This is a genomic window from Pseudonocardia sp. WMMC193, assembly GCF_021728735.1.
Classification (GTDB): domain Bacteria; phylum Actinomycetota; class Actinomycetes; order Mycobacteriales; family Pseudonocardiaceae; genus Pseudonocardia; species Pseudonocardia oroxyli.
The window spans coordinates 685,877-710,856 of the sequence record NZ_JAKKDO010000003.1 but is presented as its reverse complement, the minus strand read 5'-3'; the positions used below and the strand labels follow the sequence as shown (position 1 = coordinate 710,856).

Below are 24,980 nucleotides of genomic sequence, written 5' to 3'. Positions count from 1 at the left end.
GGGTCGTGGGCCGGACACCGGCTCAGAGCCAGGCGCGGTCGACCTCCAGGCCCATCAGCGCCTTGGCCCCGCCCTGCCACTGGGCCCGGCCGAAGGCCCGGTGCTGGGCGGCCGCGTGCAGGTCCCGCCAGCAGCGGCCGATCTCGTCGCCCGCGTAGAGCGCGCGAGCGCCCCCGAGCGCGAAGGCCTCGTCGACCGCGGCGAGCGAGGCCTGCATGGCGGTGTTCACGGCCAGGGTGAACCGGCCGAGCTCGACGTCGGCGGGTCGGCTCCCCGCCTGCGCCCGCGCCCAGAGTCCCCCCATCTCGTCGACCACGTACGCCCGGGCGGACCGGACGGCGGCCTCGGCGAGCCCGAGCCGGATCTGGACGTCCTGTTCCTCGGCGAGCGGGCCGGGACCGGAGCGCACCTTGGTGCGGGCCAGCTCGGCCGCGAGATCCAGCGCGTGCCGGGCGATGCCCAGCGGCAGGCCGACCATCAGCATCTTGATCAGGCTGAAGAACGGCACCCGGTAGAGCGCCGAGTCGACCACAGGCGGCTCGTGGAAGGGCATGACCGTATGGCCCTCGGGAACCAACAGACCGTCGACCACGACGTCGTGGCTCCCCGAGCCGCGCAGCCCGAGCGCCCCCTCCCAGGTCGAGACGATGGCCGCGTCCGAGGCGGGGAAGACCGCCCAGCGCCAGTCCGGGCGGCCGTCGACCATCCGCGGGCCGGGGCCGTCGAGAGCCATGAGACCCGCCGAGTAGAGCCGCGCGTGCGGGCAACCGGAGTTGAAGGTCCACCGGCCGGACAGGCGCAGGCCGCCGGGCTCGACGACCCCGCGCCCCTCCGGGGCGAACGCCCCGGTCATCGCCTGGTCGGCGTGCCCGCCCAGCAGGTCCGCCGCGAGACCCTGGTCCATCCAGGCGAGGAACATCCCGGAGTTGCCGATCATGGTCGTCCAGCCCGCCGAGCCGTCCGCACGGGCCACGGTCTCGATCACCTCGAACACCGTGGGCGGCGGGAGTTCCAGCCCGCCGAGCCCGCGCGGGGTCATCAGGCGGAAGAGGCCCGCGCCCGCCACCGCGGCGGTCACCTCGGGCGGGAGGGTCGCGCGGCGTTCGGCCTCGTCGGCACGCTCGCGCAGCATCGGGGCGAGGGCGGCGGCCGCCGCCACGGGCTCGGTCGGGGTCGGTGCGCTCATGGGACACCTCCACTCCGGTGGGCTGTGGAGCAGAGCCGCCTGGGCCGTCCCCTGATACGCCCGTCAGGCTCCGGCGAGCTCGCCGTCGACCACCGTGGGCCGCCCCTGGGACTCCCAGTTCAGGAACCGCTCGGTCTCGACCAGCAGGGCGCCGCCGAGCCACAGGGCCACGACGCCGTCGTCGAGCAGGCCGAAGACGGAGAACAGGGCCTCGGGGACGAGGTCCACGGGTGAGAGCAGATAGGCGACCGCGAGCACGAGCAGGCCGATGCGACCCTTGGTGAGGATCGAGTAGCGGCCGGTCAGCGCCCCACCGAGCATGCGCGGCAGGGCGCGGGCGCGGTCCGCCAGGCTCGGGGTGCCGGGCTTGGCCCCCTGCCAGAGCACGCGCGCCAAGGCGAGGAATGCCGCCCGCTGCCGGAGTCCGCGCGGGCTCTGAGACGTCCCAGTGGTGGTCACGTCCGGTTCAACGCGAGATGCCGGAATCCCGTTCCCTCGTGCGAGGCCCGTCACCGGAGAGCTTCGACCACACGACGACGCCGCCGAACACCACGGCGCCCACGACCAGGGCCCAGGCCACGAACTCGAAGACCGCGCCGACCAGGGAGAACGCCAGGATCACGAGCAGCACCGCCGCCACCAGCCGCAGCACACGACCTCCCCGGTCCCGATCCGTCGGACGCGCCCATCTTCTCATGAATCGGGCGAAACAGACCACCAGGACACGTGTGGGTGATCTCAGGGTTGCATCGCCGATAGATAGCGATATATCGTGATGGCACGAGCTACCGACCGAGGAGGCTCACGACGGAAGCGAGACCCACATGTCTGCCGACAACCCCACCTGGAACACCCCCTTCGGCCGCTTCGGCGGCTTCGGACCCGACTCCTTCGGGCCCGGCTTCGGTCCGCGCGGTCCGCGCGGGCGCGGTCGCCGCGGCGGCCCACACCGACGGCCACCCTTCGGCCCCTTCGCCGAGGGTTCACCGGACGTCGAGGTGAACGTGAACATCGACGCCGAGGACGCGGCCGACCGCCTACGTCGTCGGCGCGGCGGCCCGCGGTTCGGCCCCGGCTTCGGCCCGGGCGGCCCGTTCGGGCCCGGCTTCGGACCCGGCGGCTTCGGGCCCCGCGGCTTCGGCCCGGGCCGACGCGGCCCCGGCGGGCGCGGGCGGCGCGGCCGCGGCGACGTCCGACTGGCCGTCCTCGCCCTGGTCTCCGAGCAGCCGCGACACGGCTACGAGATCATCCAGGAGATCGCCGAGCGCTCCGGCGGGCGCTGGAAGCCGAGCCCCGGTTCGGTCTACCCCACGCTGTCACAGCTCGAGGACGAGGGCCTGGTCCGCGTCGAGCAGACCGACGGCAGGCGCGTCGTCCACCTCACCGAGGCGGGCACCGCGTACGTCGAGGAGAACCGCGAGGAGATCGACAAGGTCTGGACCGCGTTCGACGGCGAGGAGGAGGACGGCCCCGACGCCGTCCTCTGGCAGCAGCTCGCGCAGCTGCACGCCGCCGCTGCGCAGGTGACCGCCACGGGCACCCCCGAGCAGATCACCACGGCGACCGCGGCACTGACCGAGGCCCGCAAGACCATCTACCGCCTGCTCGCCGAGTAGACGAACGCCGAGGAGACGAACGGCGCGTTCGCTCACACCTAGTGAGCGAACGCGCCGCTCGCGCAACGCGTGCCGGGGAGCGTGCACCGCGACCCCGAGGAGCGAACGGCGCGTTGGCTCACACCTAGTGAGCGAACGCGCCGTTCACCGCTGTCAGCAGTCGCGCAGCTCCGGGGACTGGTTGAGGAGCTGGCCGCGGATGCCGATGAACTCCCGGTAGATCTCCGAGTCCACCTGTGCCGGGGAGAAGGCGGCGACGCGGTGGCAGTTCTGGAAGGCCAGCGTCACGCCGAAGTGCCGCTCGAGGGCGCCGCGGATGCTGGTGCTGGCCAGCGCCCGGAGCAGCTGCCCGCGCTCCTGCTCGCTCGGCGGCGGGACCTCGTGCTCGCCGAACGCCTTGTCGCCCGTGTTGTCTGCCGCGGCCGCCGAGACGACCTCCCACGCGTAGGGCAGCGAGTCGCGGACCACGGCCAGGAACTGCTCGTCGGTCACCTCGCGGCGCTCGGCGGCCTCGAGGACGGCGGTGGGGACGTCGAGAGACATTCTTCAGACCTTTCAGGCGGGGACGAACGTGGGGTGGACCTGGGCGGCGAGGTCGACTCCGGTCGCCTTGTCGCCCCAGGACTTCGCGTTGCGCAGGTGGAACTCGACGGTGCCGCGGTGATAGGCGGCCCAGTCGCGGGTGCGGCCGTCCAGATCGGCAAGGATCCGCGCCAGCACGGTGCGGTTGGCGGGCTCCAGGTCCTCGACGGGCTGGACGGCGCCGCGCTCGGCGGCCCGCACCCACGCGGACTGACCCAGGCAGCCGATCAGCGCGTCGCCCACCTCGTCTCGCAGGTAGGCGACGTCGGAGTCGTCGGTGACCTTGTTGCCCAGCACCCGCAGCGCGACGCCGTGCTCCGCGGCGTAGTCGGCGTACTGGCGGAACACCCCCACCCCGCGCCGGGTCGGCTCGCAGACCAGGACGGTGAGGTCGAACCGGGTGAACAGGCCGGAGGCGAAGGCGTCCGCCCCCGCGGTCATGTCGACCGCGACGTACTCCCCCGGGCCGTCGAGCAGGTGGTTGAGGTACAGCTCCACCGCGCCGGTCTTGGAGTGGTAGCAGGAGACCCCGATGTCGGCCTCGTCGAACGCGCCGGTGACGAGGTAGCGCACCCCGCCCGCGACGGCCGAGTAGCGCTGCAGCAGCTCGCCGGACGGGTCGAGGGACAGCATCCGCGATCCCGGCCCCGGCGGCGTCGTCTTGATCATGGTGTCCGCGGACGGCAGCAGCGGGTTCTCCCCGCGCACGTGGTCCTTGAGCCAGGTCAGGTCCCCGCCCAGGGCCCGCGGCGGCGGCGCGGCGGGGTCGGCGCCCAGCGCGACGCCGAGATGCTGGTTGATGTCCGCGTCGACGGCCAGCACCGGCCGCCCGAGGCCCGCTGTGTACCTGCTGAACAGGGCCGCCGTCGTGGTCTTGCCACTACCGCCCTTGCCGACGAACGCGATCCGCACCGCACCGCCCCTTCTCTCAGTTGGAGAGGATAACGGTAACGATGTTCACTAAAGGGTGATCACCCCGGGTCCTCCGACGGCGAACGGCGCGTTCGCTCACGAGGAGAGCGAACGCGCCGTTCACCGGGGAGCAGGCGGCGGTGTGGGGTCAGGACGCGGTGTGCTGCGCGATCAGCGGGACCGCGTGGTCGATCGCGTACTTCGTGCCCAGGGTGGAGCCCGAGGAGAAGGCGTTGGCCAGCACCGGGTCGTCGATGATCAGCAGGTGACCGGCCTGGGCGACCGGGAGCTGGTTGAGCACCGGGTCGGCCTTCAGGGCGCTCGCGTCACCGCCGATCGGGAAGATCACCGTGGTGTCCGCGGAGAGCTGCTCGATGTTCTCCCGCGCGACCTGCACGTAGAAGCTGGACCCGTCCGACAACGCCTGGATCTCCGGCTTGTTCACGAACCCGAGCGACTTCATGAAGTCGACCCGGGAGTCGCCGTCGACGTAGGCGCCGTAGGAGTCGCTGAAGAACGAGCCGACGCCCACGGTCTTGCCCGCGAAGTTCGGGTGCGCGGTCCGGGCCGCCGAGAACGCCGCGTCCGTCTCGGCGATGAGGGCGTCCCCCTGCTCCTTCCTGCCCAGCGCGGCGGAGACCTGCTGCATCTGCTGCTGCCAGGTCGTCCCGTACTGGATGGTGGTGCCCGCGGGCGCCGAGACCGTCGGGGCGATCTTGCTCAGCTCGTCGAACTTCTCCTTCGAGTTGTCCGAGCGGGTGTTCAGGATCAGGTCGGGGTTCAGCGCCGAGATCTGCTCGTAGTTCAGCTCGAGCGTCGGCAGGATCGTCGGCGACGTGGTGGACAGCGACTCCGCCCACGGTCCGACCCCCTTGCCGCCGAAGGCCAGCCAGTCGCTGACGGCGATCGGCTGCACGCCCAGGGCCAGCGCGGCCTCGGCGTCCGACCAGCCGAGCGCGACCACGCGCTGCGGGTTCGCGGGGACCTCGACCGCACCGAACAGGGTGTCGACCGAGGTGGACGCGGCGGCGCCGCTCGGCGGTGTCGACGAGTCCTGGACCTGGCCGCACGCGGCCACGGTCAGGCCGACGGCCGCGGCGACGGCCGCCAGCGCCAGCCGACGCAAGGGGTTGTTCACGACGTGCTCACTCCGGTTTCGTGGTGTGGTGCCGCCCGATCGGCACGATGAGGGGGGTGTCGGAGACGGGGTCGATCAGGACGTCGCACCGCATCCCGAAGACCGAGGACACGACCTCGGCGGTCACGATCTCCTTCGGGCTGCCCTCGGCGACGATGTCGCCCGCCTTCATGCAGACCAGGTGGTCGGCGTAGCGGCAGGCGAGGTTGAGGTCGTGCAGCACGATCGCGATGGTCGTGCCGGAGCGGCGGTTGAGGTCGGTCAGCAGGTCCAGCAGCTCCACCTGGTTGGCCAGGTCCAGGAACGTGGTGGGCTCGTCGAGCAGCAGCAGGTCCGTGCGCTGCGCGAGGACCATGGCGATCCACACCCGCTGCCGCTGCCCGCCGGACAGGCTCCCCACCGCCCGGGTGGCCAGCTCCGCGGTGTGGGTGACGGCCAACGCCTGGGCGACGGCCTCGTCGTCCTCGGCGTTCCACTTCCGGAACCAGCCCTGGTGCGGGTAGCGGCCGCGGCCGACGAGGTCGGCCACCGTGATGCCGTCCGGCGCGACGGGGTGCTGGGGCAGGACCCCCAGGATCGTCGCGACCTCCCGGTTCGGGATCGTCGAGATGTCCTCGCCGTCGAGCAGCACCCGGCCGCCGCTGGGGTCGAGCAGCCGGGCCAGGCCGCGCAGCGTCGTGGACTTGCCGCAGCCGTTCGGCCCGATGATCATCGTGACCTTGTCGGGCGGCAGCTCCAGGTCGATGCCGTGGACGATCTCCTGCTTGTCGTAGGAGAGCCGCAGCCCCTCCGCGGCGAGGGTGTGCCGGGTCGGGGTGTGTCCGTCGGACGACTCGAGCGCGGCGAGCGCCTCCACGGCGTCGGTCGCCTCCACAGCGTCGGTCATGGTCTCCTGCGCTCTCGACGAGGTCATCCGCCCTGGCCCCCGGAGTTGGTGCGGGCGAGCTGCCACAACAGGTAGGGCGCGCCGACGGCGCCGGTCAGCACGCCGACCGGCAGGTTCGGCAGGAACGGCGTGTGCTGGGCGAGGAAGTCGGCGACCAGCACGATCAGCGCCCCGACCAGCGCCGACGGCAGCAGCGCGGGGCCGCCGTCCCGCGCCAGCCCGCGGCCGATGGGCCCGGCCAGCAGGGCCACGAACGCGATCGGGCCGGTGGCCGCAGTGGCCACGCCCGCCAGCGCGACCGCGGCGACGATCAGGCCCAGCCGGACCCCGTCGACCGGGACGCCCAGGCCGCGGGCGGTGTCGTCACCCAGGCCGAGGACGCCCAGCACCCGGCCGAGGACCATGGTGACCGGGACGAGCACGACGAGCGAGACCAGCAGCGGCACGACCTGGTTCCAGTTGCGCCCCGACAGGCTGCCGGAGATCCAGATCAGGGCGTCCTGGGCGTTGGTGACCTGCGCGCTCGTCATGAAGTAGCTGACGACGGACAGCAGCAGCGCCGAGAGCCCGATGCCGACCAGGATCAGCCGGTAGCCGGACACGCCGTTGCGCCAGGCGATCGCGTACATCAGGGCCGCGGTGCCCAGCGCGCCCGCGAGGGCGAACCCGGAGATCGCGAGGCCGGTCAGCCCGAGCCCGACGATGCCCAGCACGGCGGCCGCGCTCGCGCCGGTGGAGATGCCGATGACGTCCGGGCTGGCGAGCGGGTTGCGCAGCAGGTTCTGGAAGACGGCGCCGGAGAGTCCGAACGCGATCCCGACCAGGGTGGCGGCGAGCGCCCGCGGCAGCCGCAGCTCCAGGACGACGTAGTTCGTGTTCCGGCTGCCCTGCCCCGCCAGGGTGGACAGGACGTCCGGCAGCGAGATGACCGCGGCACCCACCATCAGCGACAGCGCGAACACCACGAGGACGCCGACACCCAGGCCGCCCGCCACCGAGATCCGCCGGACCCGGCCCCGCGCGCGGGTCTGCGCGAGTGTCCCCACGTCGAAGGCCGCGGCGTCCGCCACGGTGCTCACAGCTGAGCCACCTTGCGGCCCCGGACCAGCGCGATGAAGATCGGCGCGCCGATGGCGGCGGTCAGGATGCCGACCTGCACCTCGCCGGGGCGGGCGATGATCCGCCCGATCACGTCGGCGCCGAGCACCAGGACGGGCGCCAGCAGCAGCGAGTACGGCAGCAGCCTGCGGTTGTCCGGGCCGGTGATCATCCGGGCGACCTGGGGCACGGCGAGCCCCACGAACGCGATCGGGCCGACGGCCGCGGTGGCCGCGCCGCAGAGCAGCACCACCGCCACGCCGGAGACCACCCGGGCGCGGGCGACGTTCTGGCCCAGCGCCTTGGCCAGGTCGTCCCCCAGGGTCAGGGTGTTGAGCAGCCCGCCGGAGCACAACGCGATCAGGATGCCCACGCTCAGGAACGGCAGCACCGCCACCACGACGTCCCACTGGCGGCCCGCGAGCGAGCCGACCTGCCAGAAGCGGAACTGCTCGAAGGCGTCCGTGCTGGTCAGCAGCACGCCGGTGGTCAGCGACACGAACGCGGCGTTGGCCGCGGCCCCGGCCAGCGCGAGCTTGATCGGCGTGGCGCCCTCGCGGCCCAGCGCCGAGACGCCGTAGACCAGGACCGACGCGACGGCGGCGCCGAGGAAGCCGAACCAGACGTAGCCGGTGAGCGCGGTCAGCGAGAAGAAGTTGATCCCGACGACGATGAACAGCGCGGCGCCCGCGTTGACCCCGAGGATGCCGGGATCGGCCAGCGGGTTGCGCGCCAGCGCCTGCATGATGCAGCCCGCGAGGCCGAGGGCGGCCCCGGCCAGCAGCCCGATCACCGTGCGCGGGACCCGCTCGACGCGCACGAACAGGTGGTCGTTGTTCGTGGGGTCGAAGCGCAGGAAGGCGTCGAGCACCGTGGAGATCGGGATCTCCTTGGCGCCCACCATCACGCTCGCCACGGCCACCACGACCAGGACGACGGCGGCGACGACCAGGCCGAGCATCCGGACCGGGGCCGGCGTGCGGGCCGGCCGCGCCCCCGCCGGGGGGTCCAGAAGTCCGGTCATCGTCTCCCTGTTCCGAAGTGAGGCGGGGCTAACCTAAGCCACGGATCGGTGAACGGGCAATGATCGAGACGAACCCGAGATCGCGCAGACGGGGATGGTGTGGGCGCGCCGAGTGGTTGCAGGGGAGGATGAGCGCCACACGGGCGTGTCCGAGGAGGTAGGAACAGGTGCTGGATCCGGCTGAGCTGTACCGCGTCGAGGAGGGCGTGTCCGCCGACCCCGACGGGTCGGTGCTGCTGGTGGTGCTCGACGGCTTCGTCGACGCCGGCAACGCCGGTCGGCTCGCGGTCGAGGCGCTGCGCGAGGGCCGGGACGCCCGCACGCTCGTCTCCTTCGACACCGACCAGCTCGTCGACTACCGGTCCCGGCGGCCCCCGCTGACCTTCGACACCGACCACTGGGCGGCCTACGAGCCCCCCGTGCTCGACGTCGTGGCCCTGACCGACTCCGCCGAGTCGCAGTTCCTGCTGCTCGCGGGCCCGGAGCCGGACACGCAGTGGGAGCGGTTCATCGCGGCGGTCGGCCAGCTCGTCGAGCGGCTGAACGTGCGGCTGGTGGTCACGTTGCAGGGCATCCCGATGGCGGTGCCGCACACCCGGCCGATCGGCGTGACCGCGCACGCCACCCGCAAGGAGCTGATCGAGGGCCACGAGCCGTGGTTCGCCGAGGCGCAGGTCCCGGGCAGCGCCTCGGGGCTGCTGGAGTACCGGCTGGGTGAGGCGGGCAAGGACGTCGTCGGGTTCGCGGTGCACGTGCCGCACTACCTGGCGCGCGCCGAGTACCCGCACGCCGCGCGCACGCTGCTGGACCACACCGCCGTCGCGACCGGGTTGTACCTGCCGACCGAGGGCCTCACCACGGCCGCGGAGCGCACGGACGCCGAGATCGCCGAGCAGGTGGCCGGGTCGGCGGAGGTCGCCGAGGTCGTCCGGGCGTTGGAGAAGCAGTACGACTCCGTCGCGGCCGGGCGGGCCGCGGGCGGGCTCGGCTCCGGCGACCTGCCCAGCGCGGACGAGCTGGCGGCCGAGGTGGAGCGGTTCCTCGCCGACCAGGAGGACGACAAGAACGGCGGCCCCGGGTTCGGGGAGGAACGCTAAGCCGGACCACAGCACGTCCTCAGGAACGCGGCGGACCCTGGACGTCGGGCGCGGGGACGGTCGGAACCCCTCACCGGTCGGCTCCGCGCCCACACCACCGGGGAGGCGCCATGACCACCGAGCAGCTCGAGCGTCCCGTCGAGCGGACCCTGCCGGGCGGCCCGCCCGTCGCGAGACGGGGTCTCGCGGGTTCGGCGTCGGTCCGGGGGCTGCGCCGGTTCGCCGCGGACGCCACCGCGGTGGGCGGGCCGGGCGTGGCGGCGGTCGCCGACGGGATCGGGGACTCCCCCGCCGCGGCGCGCGCCGCCCGGATCGCCGCGGACACCGCGGCCGCGGTCGCCGGGCGAGCGGGTTCCCTGGACGCGGTCCTCGCCGCCCGGGACGCGGTGCGCGCCGACCCGGAGGCGGCGGACTCGGTCCTGGTGGTCACCGCGGGCACCCCGGACGGCGGCTGGACCGTCTCCTGGGTCGGCGACTGCCGCGCCTACCTCGTCCGGGCGCGCGAGACGGTGCTGCTCACCCACGACCACACCGTCGCCCAGGCCTTCCACGACGCGGGGCTGCCGGTGAACCCGTCCTGGGAGCACCTGGTCACCACCACGGTGGCCCGCGCGGACGCCGAGACGACCGGCCACGTCCCCGGCCCCGCCGCGGGCACGCTGGTCCTGGTCAGCGACGGCGTCCACCGCAGCCTCGCGCCCGAGACGATCGGCTACCTGGTCCGGCGGGCCGCCACCCCCGCGGCGGCGGCGCGCGACCTGGTCGACAGCGCCCTGCTCGGGGGCAGCACGGACAACTGCACCGCGACGGTCCTCGCCACCCCCTGACCCCTCACAGGAGGTCGAGCGCGGCGGCGACCACGGAGTCCGCGTCGATGCCGTGGTGGCGGTACACGGCGTCCAGGTCGCCGGACTGGCCGAACCGGGTCACCCCGAGGTGCCGCGCGCGGACCGAGTTGATCCCGGCCAGGAACGCCAGCGTGTGCGGGTGCCCGTCGAGCAGAGTGACCAGCGGCGCGGCGCGGCGCTCGGGGAACACGGCGTCCAGGATCCAGGTGTCGGCGCTGCCGTGACCCGCCCGCGCCTGGACGGCGTCGAACAGCAGTCCGGGCGAGGTCACCACCACGACGTCGACCGGGGTGCCCAGCGACTCGAGCCGCTCGGCCGCGGCCAGCGCCTCGGGGACCATGGCGCCCATCACGGCGATGGTCGCCTTGGGGGCCTCGCTCGTGTGCAGCGGGTACGCGCCCGCCACGACCTGCCTGCGGCGCCGCTCCCGCGCGGCCGGGTCGGTCGGGACGGCGGCCAGGGACTGGTCGACCGGCCGGGTCGAGAGCCGCAGGTAGGCCGACGTGCCGTCCGGCCTGCCGAGCCGGGCCAGCGAGGCCAGCAGGGTCCACTCGACGTCGATCGCGAAGGCGGGCTCGTAGGTGGTGCAGCCCGGCTGCTCCAGACCGACCGAGGGGGTGGTGATCGACTGGTGCGCCCCGCCCTCGGGCGCCAGCGACACCCCGGACGGCGTGCCGACCAGGATCGACTGCCCGCCCGCGTAGATCCCGAACGACCACGGCTCCAGCGCGCGCTCGACGAACGGGTCGTAGAGCACCCCGATCGGCAGCAGCGGCTGTCCCCAGCGGCTCCAGGTGGCGCCGAGCTCACCGAGCGCGCCGACGAGGTTGCCCTCGGCGATGCCCAGCTCGATGTGCTGGCCGGTGGGCTTCTCCCGCCAGTGCAGGATCGTCTCCGGGTCGTCGTCGAACCAGTCGCGGCGCTCGGCCGGGGACCAGACGCCCACCTTGTTGACCCAGCCGCCGAGGTTCGTGCTCGACGAGACGTCCGGGCAGAGGGTGACCACCCGCCGGGCGGCCTCGGGGGCCTCCCGGGTCAGGTCGAGCAGGGCGCGCCCCAGCGCGGCCTGCGTGGTGGCCCTACCCGACGGCGTGCGGCCGATGTCGGTGGGCAGCGCGGGCGGCGTGGTCGCCTGCACGGGGTCGCGGTGCAGTCGCGCGGCGGTCTCGGCGCACCACCGTCCGGCCGCGGTGTCCGGCTCGAACCGCCGCCACGGGTCCTCGACCGCCATGCCCGAGCGCTGCGCGAGCTCGCCGAACTGGTCGGCGGACAGCAGCGACGAGTGGTTCTGCGGGTGCCCCTCGCTGGCCAGCCCGAACCCCTTGACGGTGTAGGCGAAGATCACCGTGGGGCGGGTGTCGTCGATCTCGGCGAAGGCCTGCCCGACCGCGGTGAGGTCGTGCCCGCCGAGGTTGCGGACCGCCGCGCGCAGCGTGTCGTCGTCCAGGGTGGCGACGAGCGCGGCCAGGGCCGGGGTGTCCGGCAGCCGCTCCCGCTGCTGGTCAGGGGTGCAGCGCAGCAGCCGCTGGTACTCGGGGTTGGGCATGTCGTCGATGCGGCGGCGCAGGTCGGCGCCGCCGGGGCGGGTGAACAGCTCCTCGAGCAGTGCGCCGTACTTCACGGTGAGCACCTGCCACCCCGCCGCGGCGAACATGCCCTGCAGCCGCGGCGCGCCGATGTTGGGCACCACCCGGTCCAGGCTCTGCCGGTTCAGGTCGACGATCCACACGACCTCGCCGAGCTCGGCGACCATGGGGTCCAGGATGGCCTCCCAGACCGCGCCCTCGTCGAGCTCCGCGTCTCCGACCAGCGAGTACTGCCGCCCGACGCCCGCCTGCTCGCCCAGGGTCGCCACGTACCGGCGGGCCACCGCACCCCAGATCGGGGCGGTGGCGCCGATGCCCACCGAGCCCGTCGAGTAGTCGACGGGGTCCGGGTCCTTCGAGCGCGACGGGTAGGACTGCAGGCCGCCGAAGGCCCGCAGGGTCGTCAGGTAGGACTCGTCCAGCTCGCCCAGCAGGTAGTTGATGGCGTGCAGCACCGGCGAGGCGTGCGGCTTGACCGAGACCCGGTCGCCGGGGCGCAGGTGCTCGAACCACAGCGCCGTCATCAGGGTGGTCATCGACGCGCTGGACGCCTGGTGCCCACCCACCTTCAGCCCCGTCGGGTTGGGGCGGACCCGGTTCGCGTGGTCGATGATCGCCGTCGAAAGCCAGCGCACCCGCTGCTCGATCTCCCCCAGCACCGTGAGGCGGTCCGTCTCGGCGGGGGCGGTCATCGCGTACTCCTTCGTCGCTGGGCAGATATGCCGTCTAGGGCACCATCAGATCCAGCCCTGCACAAGTCAGGACCGCTAGGGCGTGCAGAATGCACGGAGAACCCGATCCCCGACCGAGGAGCGCGAGCAGGATGACCGTGGACGACGTCGACGCCCGGCTGCTGCGGGCGCTGGTCGCGAACCCGCGGGGCACGACCCTGGCGCTCGCGCAGGCGGCCGGGCTGTCCCGCAACACCGTCGCGGCCCGGCTCGCGCGCCTGGAGGAACGCGGGGTGCTGCGCAGCGAGGAACGCCGGATCGACCCGGCCGCCCTGGGCTACCCGTTGTCCGCCTTCGTGACCGTCGTCGTGGTGCAGCGGCTGCTGGACCGGGTGGCGGACGCCCTCGCCGCCGTGCCGGAGGTGATCGAGGTGCTCGGCATCTCCGGCCAGGGCGACCTGCAGGTGCAGGTCGTGGCCCGGGACGCGGACGACCTCTACCGGATCGCGGGCCTGCTGCTGGCGATCGACGGCGTGGAGCGCACCACCACCAGCCTGGTCATGCGGCGGCTGGTCGAGCATCGCGTCACCCCACTACTCTGACCGGGTGGCGTCGGGGGCGCCGGTGTCAGTGATCGACCCGCTCGTTGCTCCTGTCTCGGAGTCCCCTTCGCCCCCCGGAGTGCTGATGTCCGCGCTGATCGTCGTGCTCGTCATCGTCGTCGTCCTCATCCTGCTCGCCGTACTGCTGATCGGCATGTACAACCGGCTCGTCACCTCGCGCAACGCGGTCGACAACGCCTGGGCGCAGATCGACGTCCAGCTGCGCCGCAGGCACGAGCTGATCCCCAACCTGGTGGAGACGGTGAAGGGGTACGCCGCCCACGAGCGGCAGACCCTCGACGCCGTGACCGCCGCCCGCTCCGCCGCCGTCTCCGCGACCGGCCCGGCCGCCCAGGCCGCCGCCGAGAACCGGCTCACCGGGGCGCTGCGCAGCCTGTTCGCGGTCGCCGAGGCCTACCCGCAGCTGCAGGCCGGGCGGAACTTCGCCGACCTGCAGGCCGAGCTCTCCGACACCGAGAACCGGATCGCCTACGCGCGGCAGTACTACAACGACGCCGTGCTCGGCTACAACAACGCCGTCCAGACGGTGCCGACCGCCCTCGTCGCGGGGGTCACCGGGTTCCGGGTCCGCGAGTACTTCACCGCCCCCGACGAGGAGCGCGGTCCGGTCGCGGTGCGGTTCTCGTGACGGTCCTGACCCTCGTCGGGGCCGCGGTCGCCGTCGGCGCGTGGTTCCTGCTGCTCGGCGCGGTCCTCGCCGCCGCGCGCGGACCCGCGGTCCGGCCGGGCCCGGCGACCGCGGCGCTCGGACCGGAGTCCCCCGCCGTCGTCGACCTGCTGACCGGTGGCTGGGTGCTGTCGGACGAGGCGGCCTCGGCGACGCTGCTCGACCTCGCCGCCCGGCGGGTGGTCACGATCGAGGAGATCGGGCCCGAGCTGGCCCTGGTCCGGCTCGGCCGCCGGGACCCGGCGCGGGACGAGCCGGACCTCGCGCCCTACGAGCAGTTGGTCCTCGACCACGTCCGCACCCTCGCCACCGCGGACGGCGTGGTCGCCACCGGGGCGCTCGCGGAGGGGGCCCGCAGTCTCGGGTCCTGGTGGCGGGCCTTCGGGAAGGCGGTGATCGCCGAGGCGCGCGCGGCGGGTCTGTCCCGGCCGCGGTGGAGCCGCGCGCAGCGCATGCTGCTGCTCGGCGCGAGCGCGGTCCCCATGGCGGCGGTGGGGTTCGCCGCCGCGGCCGCCCGCTCCGGGTCCGACGGCCCGCTCGGCCCGTTCGCCGGCGGGGCGGTGCTCACGTTCGCCCTGCTGTCCGCCCTGGTCACGCGGCTCGACCGGGAGTGCGGCACCGACGCGGGCGGGGCGGCCGCCTCCCGCTGGCTCGGCGTGCGCGAGCACCTCGCTGGCGCCCGGTTCGCGGAGGCGCCCGCCGCCGCGGTGACGATCTGGGGTCGACCGCTCGCCTACGCGGCGGCACTCGGGGTCGCGGGGCGGGCCGTCGCGGGGCTGCCGGTCGCCATCCCGGCGGACGACTCCCGCGCCTGGTCCGACCGGGGCGGGATGTGGCACGTGGTCCGGGTCGCCTACCGCGGGCCCGGCCCGTGGGGACGGTTCTTCTGGGGTCGCGCGCCGCTGCACCTGCTCGGCAGGCTCGCGATCGCGGCGATCCCGTCCTGGGGTGTCGCGTTCCTCATCGGGATCCTGCTCCGCGCGTTCCTGGACGTCCCGGTGCCGCCCGAGCTGGTGGGGCTGCTCGGCGCGCTGCTGGTCGTCGGTGTGCCGCTGGTGGGGCTGCTGCTCGACGTGGGCGGACGCGGGGTGGTCGAGGGGCAGGTCGTACGGCTGCGGCGCCGGGTCCGCTCGCAGAACGAGAACCGCACGACCTACGACCACTACGTCGCACTCGACGACGGCCGCTCCCGCTCCGTCCGCGCCTTCGGCACCACCGCCGAGCGCTGGGCGCTGCTGACGGAGGGCGACGAGATCCGGGCGACCGTGTCCCGCCGTGTCGGCTGGGTCCACGGGGCCGAGATCCTCACCCCGTCCCGCTACCGCACCGGCGCCCCGCGCACGCCCTGACCGCCCCACTCCGGTCGAGCACCGCGTCACCCCACCCCTGTGAGTGGCGATGGTCGCCATGGCGACCATCGCCACTCACGAGGGGTCGTAGGCTCCGATCATGGCGCTGCTCCCCTCCACGGAACGTGTCCTGCTCGCCCGGACGGCGCGGGCCCAGCGGGACGGGCGGTGTCCCTCGGTCGTGGCCGGGGTGGTCCGCGACGGCGGGCTCGCCTGGTCCGCCGGGCGCGGGGCGGTCGAGGACCCCGCCGACGACGTCCAGTACCGGCTCGGGTCGATCTCCAAGACCGTCTGCGCGATCACCGTGCTGCGGCTGCGGGACGAGGGGCTCCTCGACCTCTCCGACACCCTGGAGCAGCACCTGCCGGGCACGTCCGTCGGCGACCGGACGCTGACCCAGCTGTTGTCCCACACCGGCGGCGTCACCAGCGAGAGCCCGGGCGAGTGGTGGGAGCGGACCCCCGGCGCCGAGCTCCCGCTGTCCGCGGCGGACCGTGTCCTGCCCGCCGGGCGGCGCTTCCACTACTCCAACCTGGGCTTCGGGCTGCTCGGTGAGCTGGTCGGGCGGGTCCGCGGCCGCACCTGGGACGAGGTCGCCCGGGACGAGGTGCTGCACCCCCTGGGGATGCACCGCACCACCCCGCGGCCGAGCGGCCGCGCCGCGCAGGGCTACGCGGTGCACCCCTGGTCCGACGAGCTGCTGGTCGAGCCCGAGCACCACGCGGGCGCCATGGCCGCCGCGGGACAGCTGTGGGCCACCGCGGCCGACCTCGGCAGGCTCGGCGCCTTCCTGCTCGGCGACGGCGGGGGCGTGCTCGACCCGGCGACGATCGAGGAGATGACCGTTCCGGCCGGTGTGGACGTCTCCGGTCCGAACTGGACGTCGTACGGGCTGGGGGTGCAGGTCCAGCGGGTCGACGGGCACACGCTCGTCGGGCACGGCGGCTCGATGCCGGGCTTCCTGGCCGGGCTGTGGGCCGACCGCGAGGACGGCATCGCCGCGCTCGCCCTGGCCAACGTCACGTCCGGGCTCGACGGCGGCCTGCCCGCCGGGCTGCTCGCCGACCTGCGGACCCACGAACCGACCGTCGTCACGCCGTGGCGGCCCGCCCCGTCCCCGGTCCCGGTCGAGCTGCTCGGCCCCTGGTTCTGGGGTCCGTCGCCCTACGTCCTGCGCGCCGTCCCCGGCGGCCTCCTGCACCTCGGGGGGCTCGGGCGGCCGGGCCGCAGCTCGCGCTTTCGCCCCGGGCCCGACGGCACCTGGATCGGCCTCGAGGGCTACTTCGCGGGCGAGACGCTGCGCTTCGAGGGAGACTCGCTGAACCTGGCGACGTTCGTGTTCACCCGCACGCCCTACGACCCGCAGGCACCCGTCCCCGGCGACGTCGATCCGCGCGGGTGGCACGCGCCGTGACGTTCACGTAACGATCCCGGCCCCGCTCATCCGGCTGGCGGAGTCCATTCACGCTGGTACGCACTCTGCGCAACCTATCGCGCACCGCGAAACGGAATCGGGCGCAGCGGTTGACGTGCGCCCTCTCCGGGCTGATGGTGACGGCTCACGTTCCGCTTCGAGACCTGTGAGGGGGACCCCGCGTCACGCGGGAGGCCACGGATGACACTGAAGGAACCCACCACCGGCGGCTCCGGGACCGACCCCGAGGAACCGCCCGCCCCCGAGGCCGTCACCGAGGGTGCGGGCGCCGCGGACCGGCGGCAGTCGACCGACAAGGTCGTGTTCGGCGTGGCCGCGGCGCTCGTCGTCGCGTTCATCGTCTGGGGCATCGTCGGCACCGAGAGCCTGTCCGCGGTCGCGAGCGCGGTCCTGGGCGGCATCATGTCCGCGGGCGGCTGGTTCTTCATCCTGACCGCCTCCGCCTTCGTCGTGTTCGCGATCTACCTGGCCGCGAGCCGCTACGGCAAGATCCCGCTCGGGCGAGACGACGAGGCCCCGGAGTTCCGGACGTCCTCCTGGGTCGCGATGATGTTCTCCGCGGGCATGGGCATCGGCCTGATGTTCTACGGCGTCGCCGAGCCGCTCGCCTTCTTCACCTCCCCGCCGCCGGGCTCCGGCGCCGTCGCGGGCAGCCCGCAGGCGCTCGACGCGGCGATGGCGACCACGCTGTTCCACTGGACACTGCACCCGTGGTCGATCTACGCCGTCGTCGGGTTGGCGATCGCGTACGGCACCTTCCGCAAGGGCCGCAGCCAGCTGATCTCCGCGGCGTTCGCGCCGCTGCTCGGTACCCGCCGCACACAGGGCGGGCTCGGCAAGGCGATCGACATCTTCGCCATCTTCGCCACCCTGTTCGGCTCCGCGGCCTCGCTCGGCCTGGGCGCGCTGCAGATCGGCGGCGGGCTCGAGGCGGGCGGCTGGATGGACAACCCGGGCACCGGGCTGCTCGTCGCGATCATCGTGGTGCTGACCATCTGCTTCATCGCCTCGGCGGTGTCCGGCGTGGCCAAGGGCATCCAGCTGCTGAGCAACGTCAACATGGTGCTCGCGGCCGTCCTCGCGTTCTTCGTGTTCGTCGTCGGCCCGACCGTGCTGATCCTCAACCTGCTGCCCGGCGCCGTCGGCCACTACCTCGCCGACCTGGCGTCGATGGCCGCCCGCACCGGCGCCGACGGCCCCGAGACGGCCGAGTGGCTGCAGAGCTGGACGGTCTTCTACTGGGCCTGGTGGATCTCCTGGACGCCGTTCGTCGGCATGTTCATCGCGCGCATCTCGCGCGGCCGGACGATCAAGCAGTTCATCACCGGCGTCATCCTGATCCCGAGCATCGTCTCGCTCATCTGGTTCGCCATCTTCGGCGGCGCGGCGATCTCCGCGCAGCAGGAGGGCAACGACCTGGCGTCGGCGAGCACCGAGGGACAGCTCTTCGGGCTGCTGCAGTCCTACCCGCTGGGCAGCATCCTCGCCGTGATCGCGATGCTGCTGGTGGCGATCTTCTTCGTCTCCGGTGCCGACGCGGCCTCGGTGGTGATGGGCACGATCTCGCAGAAGGGCTCCATCGAGCCCAGCCGCGGCATCGTGATCTTCTGGGGCGCGGTGATGGGCGCCATCGCGGCGGTGATGCTGCTCGTCGGCGGGTCGGACGCGCTGTCCGGCATCCAGAACATCACGATCATCATGGCGCTGCCGTTCGTGATCGTGATGGTGCTGCTGTGCGTGTCGCTCTACAAGGACCTGCGCAGCGACCCGCTCATCCGCAAGGAGGACCGGGCGCAGGAGGCCGTCGAGCAGGCCGTGGACTACGGGCTCAAGGAGCACGACGGCGAGTTCATCCTCAACGTCAAGCCGCTCGTCCAGGCGGACGACACGGCGAAGGGCACCGTCCTGCCGGGCGAGCCCAAGCAGTGACCTGACCGACCGAGCCGACCTACCGCATCACCTCCACACGCGGGCGCCCACCCCCCTCGAGGGTGGGCGCCCGCGGTGCTGAGAAAGTGGTCCGCGATGCGTCTCGTGTTCGCCCCCGGTGACGACCAGGGATACGCCGGAGCCCGGGACCGGCTGGTGGATGCGTTCCTCGTCTGGGCGCGCCGCAGGCGGGTCTCCGCCGACGTCTTCCTGGTCGCCGCCGCCCTCGACTACAAGTACGCGCTGGACCGCAGGCTCGGCCGCTGGACCCGCGCGCACATCGCCGACGCCCTCGGCATGTGGTTCCCCCGCCACGTCACGGTGCTCGACGCCGACGAGGTCCCCGAGGCGTTCCACGCCCTGATCGACTTCCTCGCCGACCACGACGGGCTGGACCCGCGCTCGTCCTCGCGCGCGGAGCTGCACGCGCAGGTCCGCGACTCGACCCCCGCCCTGCTCGACGGCATCGCCGACGAGCGCAACTACGACCTCGGCAAGTTCTGGGGCGTGCAGCTGCGCCGCCACGGCGTCGACCCGGCCGACCCGCGCGGTGTGCAGCGGTTCCTGGACCGCGCCCGCTCGGGCGAGGTGGACATCGACCGCGCGGCCCTCGCCGAGATCACCCGCCGCGAGGAGCAGGCCCCGCGCAGGCAGACCCCCGCCCCCGAGCTCCCCCCGGTCCTGCTGCCCACCGCCGCGGAGATGGTCGAGGCCGCGCGGTCGAGCGTCGCGCTGGAGCAGCTGCGGGCGCTCACCCGCTGGGTGCGGGCCGGGCGCAGGCTGACCCGGGACGGGCGGCTGCACCTGGCCGACGCGCTGGCCCTCGCCGACGTCCTCGGGCTGGACCAGCTCTACCGGGACTCCGCCCGCACCGCGACCGACCTGCCCGAGACCTCGCTGATGCTGCACTGGGCCAAGGCCGCCCGGCTGGTGCGCCCGGTGCAGGGCAGGCTGCTGCCGGTCAAGAGCGCCGCGAAGGACCTCCATCGGCCGATCGAGCTGTGGCGGCGGGTGTTCGGCTCGGTCGGGCGGATCGGCGACCACCTCGGGGGCACGGACGTGTTCGGCGCCCCGTCGCTGTTCGGCATGTCCCTGGCCGACGCGTTCCCGATCCTCTGGCTCGAGCTCTACGCCGCGGGCGGCGGGCCGATCCCCGTCGAGCTGTTCCACCGGCTCGTCCGCGAGGCCGTGAACGACTCGTGCGGCTGCGTGGTCGACGACCTCGCGGGGGACGCCGAGGGACGGCTCTGGCGCCGGGACGTCACCGCCCTGCTCGACGCGCTGGAGCTGCTCGGCGCCGTCGAGCTCGGCGAGCTGCTCGACGCCGACGAGCTCGACGGGCTCGTCGAGCTGGCCGGGCGCGAGGACCCGGACCCGACGGTGGTCTCGCTGACCCCGATGGGGCTCTGGGCGGTGCACGAGACCCTGATCGACCAGGGCCTGCACGCACCGCTGCCCGGTGAGCTGGCGGACGAGGACATCGAGTACGTCTGCGTGCGGATGGCGGACGTGCGCTCGGCCGTCGCCGAGGCCGAGCTCGACGCCTGGGTCGCCGCCCGCAGCATGTCGGCCGCCGCGGACGAGCTCTCCCGCTTCCTCGCCCGGACCGACGACCCGGTGCACCGCGACCTCGCCCTGCACGCCCTGGCCCGCACCGGCGCGACCGGCCTCGCCGCGGCCAAGCGCCTGCGCAGGGGGGACGACGGGACCGCCTCCGACCAGCCGCGGGTCGAGACCGACGACGAGCTGCGGCTCGGCTGACTCGCGGGAGGTCAGGTGAGGGTCGGGAGGTGCCGTCGCGAGTGCCGGGCGATGATCGCGGTGCCCCCGGCGGCGACGACCACCAGCGCCGCCAGCAGGACCGGGTAGCTCGCCACCCCCGAGAGCAGGGCGAGGACGCTCGGGAGCAGGAACCCGACGTAGGCCAGGGCGTAGTAGACCCCGGTCAGCGCGGCGATCCGGCTCGGCGCCACCCACCGCTGCAGCTCCAGCAGGCCCGAGACCACCGCGATCCCGTAGGCCGCGCCGAGCAGCACCGCCGCCCCCAGCGCCACGACGGGTGAGCGCACCAGCGCCGCGACCGCGCTCGCCGCGAGCCCGCCGGACATCAGGACCATGCCGACGAGGACGCCGCGCGCGCTCGTCGGGCGGTCGAGGCGCTTGGCCAGGGGCTGCACCAGCGCGCCCGCCCCGAGGGTGCAGACGGTGAGCAGCGTCGAGTAGGCGAGCCCCCACGACCCCAGCCGCTCCCCCACCAGCTGCGGCAGGATCGCGTACGCCACCCCCGCCGACCCGAAGATCCACGGCGCCATCGGCAGGACGACGCGGCGGAACCGCGGGTGCCGGACCTCGGTGAACCGCGGGCCGGGCTCGGCGAACCCGCGCGTCTCCGGCAGCCGGAACAGCGGGACCAGCGCGCCGAGCGCCAGCACCGCGTGCACCAGGTACGGCAGGTGCCAGGGCCACGGCCCCCACTGCGCGAGCACCCCGGCCACGCCCGCGCCGAGCCCGAACCCCACGGTCAGCCACAGCGCGCCGCGGCGGGTCCCGGTGGCCGCCGAGTCGCCGGCCCGCACGGACAGCTCGGTCACCCACGTCGACCCGACGGCCATCGCGACCGCCACCGCCAGGCCCGTGACGAACCGGCCCGCGGCGATCGCCGGGACCCCGCCGACGGCCAGCAGCAGGCTCGCGACCAGCGACGCGACGGTGCCGGCGACCATCACCGGCTTGCGCCCGTAGCGCTGCGACAGCGCCCCCGCGCACAGCAGCCCCGGCACCAGCCCGACGACGTAGGCGCCGAGCAACGCGTCGACCGTCAGCACCGACCAGCCCGCCTCGCGGTACATGACCAGCAGCGGGGTGAACTGGTTGCCGCCCCAACCGCAGGCGAACACCGCGAACGCGGCCGCCACCCACCCCCCTCGTGCGCGGCGATCGTCGCCATGGCGACCATCGCCGCTCACAGGGGGCGCCGGTGGGTGCGGTCGAGGTGTCCGTGCAGCGCGACCGCGAAGGCCGCCGCGTCCCCGCTCTCGACGACGTCGATCAGCGCCGCGTGCTCGGCGACGATCTCGGGCAGCCGCGCGGGGACCGGGCCCAGCGCGTGCACGCTCATCCGGCGCTGCCGGTCGGCGAGGGTCGCGTAGAAGCGCAGGGTGAGCGCGTTGCGCCCGGCCTCGACCAGGGTCCGGTGGAAGGCCTCGTCCGCTTCGGCGAACGCGGCCAGGTCGCCGCGCTCGGCGTGCCCGCGCTGCACCTCCAGCGCCGCCCGCAGCCGCTCGACGGCCGCGGGCACCAGGTCCGGGCGCCGCAGCAGCCTGCGCACGGCGGCGGACTCGATCGCCTCGCGGGCGTCGAGCACGTCCTCGGCCTCGCCCGGCGGCACGGGCACGACGACCGCGCCCCGCTTGGGGATCAGCGTCAGCAGGTCCTCGGCCTGCAGCCGCAGGAAGGCCTCCCGCACCGGGGTGCGGCTCACGCCGAGCCGCTCGGCGATGTCCCCCTCGCTCAGCAGGTGACCGCCGGGCAGCTCGCCGGAGAGGACGAGCTCCTTGGTCAGGACGTAGGCGCGTTCGGCCGCGGGCTGGGACACGCTCACAGCGTATCCCAGCTTGTGCCCAACTTGTATCTAAGGCTAGATCGGAGCCGCATCCCCGTAGCGGACCACCGGGGTCGTGCCGGTCAGCTCGTCACAGAGATCGGACAGCCTGCTGTCGAGGCGCTGCTGCACGCGCTCCAGCCCGTCGAGCTCGATCATGATCTCCACGGACGAGCGGGGCCCGTCGATGCCCGAGAGCACCCGGCGCAGCTCGGTGCGCAGTTCGGCGATGCGCTCCCGGCACTCCTCGACGGCGCTGCGATGTGCGGCGACGCGGGCGCGCTGGGGCGCGTCGAGCGACTCCGGGATGGAGTCGAGGCGGTCCTGCAGGCGGTGCGGGTTCACGGGCCGGCCTCCCGGTGGTGGTGGTCGCGATCACAGCAGGACGTGGAGCACTGTGATCGTCACCACACCACCCTAGCAGGCCGAGCGGCGCTGCTGCGGGATCGAGGAGAGCGCACGCAGCGCGTCGAGCTCGCGCTGCCGCTCGCGGACCAGGTCCGTGGTCAGGTGGTAGTGCCCGCGGCGGGAGCGCTTGCACACGTAGGCGCGCTGCGCGCGGGCACCGAGCTCCTCGAGCTCGCGGGCCGCGGCCTCGGCGGAGTCGCGGTCCGGGTAGATGACCTTGCCGTCGGCGCCGACACCCTGCCTGCGCGGCGCGGTGCCCGCGATCTCCTTGCGACTGGGCTTGCAGAACACCGGGCGCCCGGTCCCCATGAGCCGGGCGTAGCGCAGCAGCACCTTCGCACGGTCGTGGTCGCGCACCTGCCCGATGGGCTCGAGGTCCTCCCTCGACTCCGGGGAGACCCGCGGACGGGGGGCCAGCCTGCGCACGTGGGCGAGATCCGACGGGGAGGGCACGCGCCGCTCCTGGTGGGGAATGTCGTGCCGGCAGGAGGGCCGACCGGTCCCGCGCTCGTCCATCTCACCCTCCGACCTTCGGATCACGCTGTCGTCTGCTGGATCGTGCGGACCATCCTGCCCCGTTACGACCGTGGAGCGGTGTCCCACGATCGTGTCGTTTCCGCGGACGCTTCACCCTCCGTGACCGCCGTTCGGGACACCCAGCCACGCTCCGTACCCGGATCGGTGCACAACGCTGCCGACCTCGCTCCCGGCATCTTATGATGCACGTCACTTCGGGGGGTGGTCATGGCGTACTCGCATGAGTGGACCGGTTCCTTCGCGCGGTCGGCGCTCGCGCCCGCCGTGTTCGTCGTCGGACCGGGGTGTCGACAGGCGGTGCGGGAGTGGGTCGGCACGCAGCCCGGCCCGACGGCCACGGCCCGCGAACCGCACGGCCCCGTCCTGACGGCCTGGGCGGTGCTCGACGGCGGTGTGCTGGCCGTGGCGTCCCGGCAGCCGGCCGACGGCGCCCTCGACGCCGGACTCTACGTCGTCGGCTACGGCGCGTTCCGCCTGCTCACGGCCGAGCTCGGGATGGCGGCGCCCGCCCGGCCGCTCCCCGGCGAGCCGCTCTACGACCTCGACGACCTGCGCGCCGCGCACCGGGCCCGACCGCCCGGCTGCCCCGACGCCCGGGAACAGGCCGAGCTGCTCGCGACCTGCGGCGACCCCGGCACGCTGCGCCGGGTGGCCACGGTCCTCACCACCCTGACGACGGCGGCGACCACGGTCCGGAGCCGTACCCTGGCGGGGTGAGCGCCGCGGCCGAGCAGCCCGAACGGGGAGCGCGGCGCTGGGTGCTCCACGTCGACCTGGACCAGTTCCTCGCGGCCGTGGAGGTGCGCCGCCGCCCGGAGCTCGCGGGCCTGCCGGTGGTCGTCGGCGGCAACGGCGACCCGTCGTCACGCACCGTGGTCGCCACGGCGTCCTACGAGGCCCGCGCGTTCGGCGTCCGGTCGGGGATGCCGATGCGCCTGGCCGCCCGCCGCTGCCCGGACGCGGTGTTCCTGCCCGCGGACAACCCGGCCTACGAGGCCGCGTCGGCGGAGGTCATGGCCGTCCTGCGGGAGTGCGGCAGGGACGACGGCGGCGACGGTGTCGTGGTCGAGGTGATCGGCTGGGACGAGGCCTTCCTGCAGTGGGACGGGTCGGACCCCGAGCGGCTGGCGGACGAGGTCCGGGCGGCGGTGCACGCGCGGACGCACCTGTCCTGCGCCGTCGGGATCGGGGACAACACGCTGCGCGCGAAGATGGCGACGGGTCTGGCGAAGCCCGGCGGGGTGCACCGGATCACCGCGCACAACTGGTTCGCGACCTTCGGCGACTCCCCCACCGGCGCCCTGCACGGCATCGGCCCCAAGACCGAGCGCAAGCTCGCGGAGCTGGGCATCCACACCGTCACGCAGCTGGCCGAGTCCTCGCCGACCGCCGTGGGTGAGCGGCTCGGGCCGCGGATGGGCCCGTACTACGTCTCGCTCGGGCGCGGGATGGGCCGCACCGAGATGGAGGGCGCGGCGTACGTCCCGCGCTCGCGCAGCCGGGAGACCACCTACGACACCGACATCGAGGACTGGGCCCGGATCCGCACCGAGGTCGCCGCGCTGGCCGCCCGGGTGGCCACCGACGTCGCCGAGGAGGGCCGCGCGGTCGCCCGGGTCGGGGTGAAGGTGCGCTACCGGCCCTTCCTGACCACCACCCGCAGCCGGACCCTCGACTCCCCCACGCGCGACCCGGCCGTCCTGGAGGCGGCGGCGCTCGAGGTGGTCGAGCGGTTCCGCCGCGACCGGCCGGTCCGGCTGCTCGGGGTCAAGGCGGAGTTCACATAG

Annotated in this window: 25 protein-coding genes; 11 read left to right on the top strand and 14 right to left on the bottom strand. The window is 74.0% G+C overall.

Annotation, left to right across the window (positions count from 1 at the left end; all coding sequences use genetic code 11):
• Positions 1 to 22: 22 nt before the first annotated feature.
• From L3X23_RS04785 to L3X23_RS04775, 3 genes are all read right to left on the bottom strand, one after another.
• A complete protein-coding gene (locus L3X23_RS04785; RefSeq protein WP_237190883.1) occupies positions 23 to 1,186 on the bottom strand; it encodes an acyl-CoA dehydrogenase family protein in 1,164 nt (387 codons plus the stop codon).
• A gap of 63 nt (positions 1,187 to 1,249) precedes the next feature.
• Positions 1,250 to 1,573: a DUF1232 domain-containing protein gene (locus L3X23_RS04780; protein ID WP_237190882.1), complete on the bottom strand. Its 324-nt coding sequence runs from the start codon at positions 1,571 to 1,573 to the stop codon at positions 1,250 to 1,252.
• 79 nt (positions 1,574 to 1,652) lie between these two features.
• The gene (locus L3X23_RS04775; protein WP_237190881.1) at positions 1,653 to 1,838 is read right to left on the bottom strand and encodes a hypothetical protein; all 186 of its coding nucleotides are present in this window, start codon (positions 1,836 to 1,838) and stop codon (positions 1,653 to 1,655) included.
• 172 nt (positions 1,839 to 2,010) lie between these two features.
• On the opposite strand from L3X23_RS04775, the gene L3X23_RS04770 reads away from it, so the two are divergent.
• On the top strand, positions 2,011 to 2,802 hold the full coding sequence (locus L3X23_RS04770) for a PadR family transcriptional regulator (RefSeq protein WP_237190880.1): 792 nt from the start codon (positions 2,011 to 2,013) through the stop codon (positions 2,800 to 2,802).
• 153 nt (positions 2,803 to 2,955) lie between these two features.
• Here L3X23_RS04770 and L3X23_RS04765 read toward each other — a convergent pair whose 3' ends face one another.
• The 6 genes from L3X23_RS04765 to L3X23_RS04740 form a co-directional block, all read right to left on the bottom strand.
• Entirely contained in the window at positions 2,956 to 3,345 is a 390-nt protein-coding gene (locus L3X23_RS04765) for an SCO5389 family protein (RefSeq protein WP_237190879.1), read from the bottom strand.
• 12 nt (positions 3,346 to 3,357) lie between these two features.
• Entirely contained in the window at positions 3,358 to 4,296 is a 939-nt protein-coding gene (locus L3X23_RS04760; RefSeq protein WP_237190878.1) for an ATP-binding protein, read from the bottom strand.
• 148 nt (positions 4,297 to 4,444) lie between these two features.
• Positions 4,445 to 5,434 carry an iron-siderophore ABC transporter substrate-binding protein gene (locus tag L3X23_RS04755; RefSeq protein ID WP_237190877.1) on the bottom strand — a complete coding sequence of 330 codons (990 nt, stop codon included), beginning with the start codon at positions 5,432 to 5,434 and terminating at the stop codon, positions 4,445 to 4,447.
• 7 nt (positions 5,435 to 5,441) lie between these two features.
• Positions 5,442 to 6,320, bottom strand: a complete 879-nt coding sequence (locus L3X23_RS04750) for an ABC transporter ATP-binding protein (protein WP_237190876.1) — start codon at positions 6,318 to 6,320, stop codon at positions 5,442 to 5,444.
• A 23-nt stretch (positions 6,321 to 6,343) separates the two neighbouring features.
• Entirely contained in the window at positions 6,344 to 7,399 is a 1,056-nt protein-coding gene (locus L3X23_RS04745; protein WP_237190875.1) for an iron chelate uptake ABC transporter family permease subunit, read from the bottom strand.
• On the bottom strand, positions 7,396 to 8,442 hold the full coding sequence (locus L3X23_RS04740) for an iron ABC transporter permease (RefSeq protein WP_237190874.1): 1,047 nt from the start codon (positions 8,440 to 8,442) through the stop codon (positions 7,396 to 7,398). The genes L3X23_RS04745 and L3X23_RS04740 overlap by 4 nt, the downstream gene beginning before the upstream one ends.
• Before the next feature lie 167 nt (positions 8,443 to 8,609).
• Here L3X23_RS04740 and L3X23_RS04735 point away from each other — a divergent pair, with 167 nt between their 5' ends.
• Positions 8,610 to 9,539, top strand: coding sequence for a proteasome assembly chaperone family protein (locus L3X23_RS04735; RefSeq protein WP_237190873.1), 930 nt, complete (start codon positions 8,610 to 8,612; stop codon positions 9,537 to 9,539).
• 110 nt (positions 9,540 to 9,649) lie between these two features.
• A complete protein-coding gene (locus L3X23_RS04730; protein ID WP_237190872.1) occupies positions 9,650 to 10,366 on the top strand; it encodes a PP2C family serine/threonine-protein phosphatase in 717 nt (238 codons plus the stop codon).
• A 4-nt stretch (positions 10,367 to 10,370) separates the two neighbouring features.
• Here the strand turns inward: L3X23_RS04730 and L3X23_RS04725 are convergent, their stop codons facing one another.
• Positions 10,371 to 12,665: a pyruvate dehydrogenase gene (locus L3X23_RS04725; RefSeq protein ID WP_237190871.1), complete on the bottom strand. Its 2,295-nt coding sequence runs from the start codon at positions 12,663 to 12,665 to the stop codon at positions 10,371 to 10,373.
• 131 nt (positions 12,666 to 12,796) lie between these two features.
• Here L3X23_RS04725 and L3X23_RS04720 point away from each other — a divergent pair, with 131 nt between their 5' ends.
• From L3X23_RS04720 to L3X23_RS04695, 6 genes are all read left to right on the top strand, one after another.
• Positions 12,797 to 13,246, top strand: coding sequence for an Lrp/AsnC family transcriptional regulator (locus tag L3X23_RS04720; protein WP_237190870.1), 450 nt, complete (start codon positions 12,797 to 12,799; stop codon positions 13,244 to 13,246).
• A gap of 154 nt (positions 13,247 to 13,400) precedes the next feature.
• The gene (locus tag L3X23_RS04715; RefSeq protein WP_374204978.1) at positions 13,401 to 13,895 is read left to right on the top strand and encodes a LemA family protein; all 495 of its coding nucleotides are present in this window, start codon (positions 13,401 to 13,403) and stop codon (positions 13,893 to 13,895) included.
• Positions 13,892 to 15,283 (top strand): DUF2207 domain-containing protein, encoded by a 1,392-nt coding sequence (locus L3X23_RS04710; RefSeq protein WP_237190868.1) that lies wholly within the window; start codon positions 13,892 to 13,894, stop codon positions 15,281 to 15,283. The genes L3X23_RS04715 and L3X23_RS04710 overlap by 4 nt, the downstream gene beginning before the upstream one ends.
• A 100-nt stretch (positions 15,284 to 15,383) precedes the next feature.
• A complete protein-coding gene (locus L3X23_RS04705; protein WP_237190867.1) occupies positions 15,384 to 16,697 on the top strand; it encodes a serine hydrolase in 1,314 nt (437 codons plus the stop codon).
• Between the two features lie 201 nt (positions 16,698 to 16,898).
• On the top strand, positions 16,899 to 18,647 hold the full coding sequence (locus L3X23_RS04700; protein WP_093089269.1) for a BCCT family transporter: 1,749 nt from the start codon (positions 16,899 to 16,901) through the stop codon (positions 18,645 to 18,647).
• Between the two features lie 96 nt (positions 18,648 to 18,743).
• The gene (locus tag L3X23_RS04695; protein ID WP_093089268.1) at positions 18,744 to 20,408 is read left to right on the top strand and encodes a hypothetical protein; all 1,665 of its coding nucleotides are present in this window, start codon (positions 18,744 to 18,746) and stop codon (positions 20,406 to 20,408) included.
• 11 nt (positions 20,409 to 20,419) lie between these two features.
• Here L3X23_RS04695 and L3X23_RS04690 read toward each other — a convergent pair whose 3' ends face one another.
• The 4 genes from L3X23_RS04690 to L3X23_RS04675 all read right to left on the bottom strand — a co-directional run bounded on the left by L3X23_RS04690 (position 20,420) and on the right by L3X23_RS04675 (position 23,109).
• Entirely contained in the window at positions 20,420 to 21,562 is a 1,143-nt protein-coding gene (locus tag L3X23_RS04690; protein WP_237190866.1) for an MFS transporter, read from the bottom strand.
• A gap of 47 nt (positions 21,563 to 21,609) precedes the next feature.
• The gene (locus L3X23_RS04685; RefSeq protein ID WP_308116869.1) at positions 21,610 to 22,242 is read right to left on the bottom strand and encodes a GntR family transcriptional regulator; all 633 of its coding nucleotides are present in this window, start codon (positions 22,240 to 22,242) and stop codon (positions 21,610 to 21,612) included.
• 42 nt (positions 22,243 to 22,284) lie between these two features.
• A complete protein-coding gene (locus L3X23_RS04680; protein ID WP_237190864.1) occupies positions 22,285 to 22,593 on the bottom strand; it encodes a hypothetical protein in 309 nt (102 codons plus the stop codon).
• A gap of 72 nt (positions 22,594 to 22,665) precedes the next feature.
• Positions 22,666 to 23,109: a hypothetical protein gene (locus L3X23_RS04675; protein WP_143030225.1), complete on the bottom strand. Its 444-nt coding sequence runs from the start codon at positions 23,107 to 23,109 to the stop codon at positions 22,666 to 22,668.
• 291 nt (positions 23,110 to 23,400) lie between these two features.
• Between L3X23_RS04675 and L3X23_RS04670 the strand changes: the two genes are divergently transcribed.
• Together L3X23_RS04670 and L3X23_RS04665 are read left to right on the top strand one after the other, a co-directional pair.
• Complete coding sequence (locus L3X23_RS04670; protein WP_237190863.1) at positions 23,401 to 23,910, top strand: hypothetical protein; 510 nt, start codon at positions 23,401 to 23,403, stop codon at positions 23,908 to 23,910.
• Positions 23,907 to 24,980: a DNA polymerase IV gene (locus tag L3X23_RS04665; protein WP_237190862.1), complete on the top strand. Its 1,074-nt coding sequence runs from the start codon at positions 23,907 to 23,909 to the stop codon at positions 24,978 to 24,980. Before L3X23_RS04670 ends, L3X23_RS04665 begins: the two co-directional genes overlap by 4 nt.

What these genes read in the sequence shown, in the direction of transcription:
- L3X23_RS04720 (WP_237190870.1), top strand. Translation starts at nt 12,797, where the DNA reads ATGACCGTGGACGACGTCGACGCCCGGCTGCTGCGGGCGCTGGTCGCG.
- L3X23_RS04695 (WP_093089268.1), top strand. Translation starts at nt 18,744, where the DNA reads ATGCGTCTCGTGTTCGCCCCCGGTGACGACCAGGGATACGCCGGAGCC.
- L3X23_RS04725 (WP_237190871.1), bottom strand. Translation starts at nt 12,665, where the DNA reads ATGACCGCCCCCGCCGAGACGGACCGCCTCACGGTGCTGGGGGAGATC.
- L3X23_RS04765 (WP_237190879.1), bottom strand. Translation starts at nt 3,345, where the DNA reads ATGTCTCTCGACGTCCCCACCGCCGTCCTCGAGGCCGCCGAGCGCCGC.
- L3X23_RS04705 (WP_237190867.1), top strand. Translation starts at nt 15,384, where the DNA reads ATGGCGCTGCTCCCCTCCACGGAACGTGTCCTGCTCGCCCGGACGGCG.
- L3X23_RS04750 (WP_237190876.1), bottom strand. Translation starts at nt 6,320, where the DNA reads ATGACCGACGCTGTGGAGGCGACCGACGCCGTGGAGGCGCTCGCCGCG.
- L3X23_RS04700 (WP_093089269.1), top strand. Translation starts at nt 16,899, where the DNA reads ATGACACTGAAGGAACCCACCACCGGCGGCTCCGGGACCGACCCCGAG.
- L3X23_RS04785 (WP_237190883.1), bottom strand. Translation starts at nt 1,186, where the DNA reads ATGAGCGCACCGACCCCGACCGAGCCCGTGGCGGCGGCCGCCGCCCTC.
- L3X23_RS04740 (WP_237190874.1), bottom strand. Translation starts at nt 8,442, where the DNA reads ATGACCGGACTTCTGGACCCCCCGGCGGGGGCGCGGCCGGCCCGCACG.
- L3X23_RS04730 (WP_237190872.1), top strand. Translation starts at nt 9,650, where the DNA reads ATGACCACCGAGCAGCTCGAGCGTCCCGTCGAGCGGACCCTGCCGGGC.
- L3X23_RS04770 (WP_237190880.1), top strand. Translation starts at nt 2,011, where the DNA reads ATGTCTGCCGACAACCCCACCTGGAACACCCCCTTCGGCCGCTTCGGC.
- L3X23_RS04715 (WP_374204978.1), top strand. Translation starts at nt 13,401, where the DNA reads ATGTACAACCGGCTCGTCACCTCGCGCAACGCGGTCGACAACGCCTGG.
- L3X23_RS04670 (WP_237190863.1), top strand. Translation starts at nt 23,401, where the DNA reads ATGGCGTACTCGCATGAGTGGACCGGTTCCTTCGCGCGGTCGGCGCTC.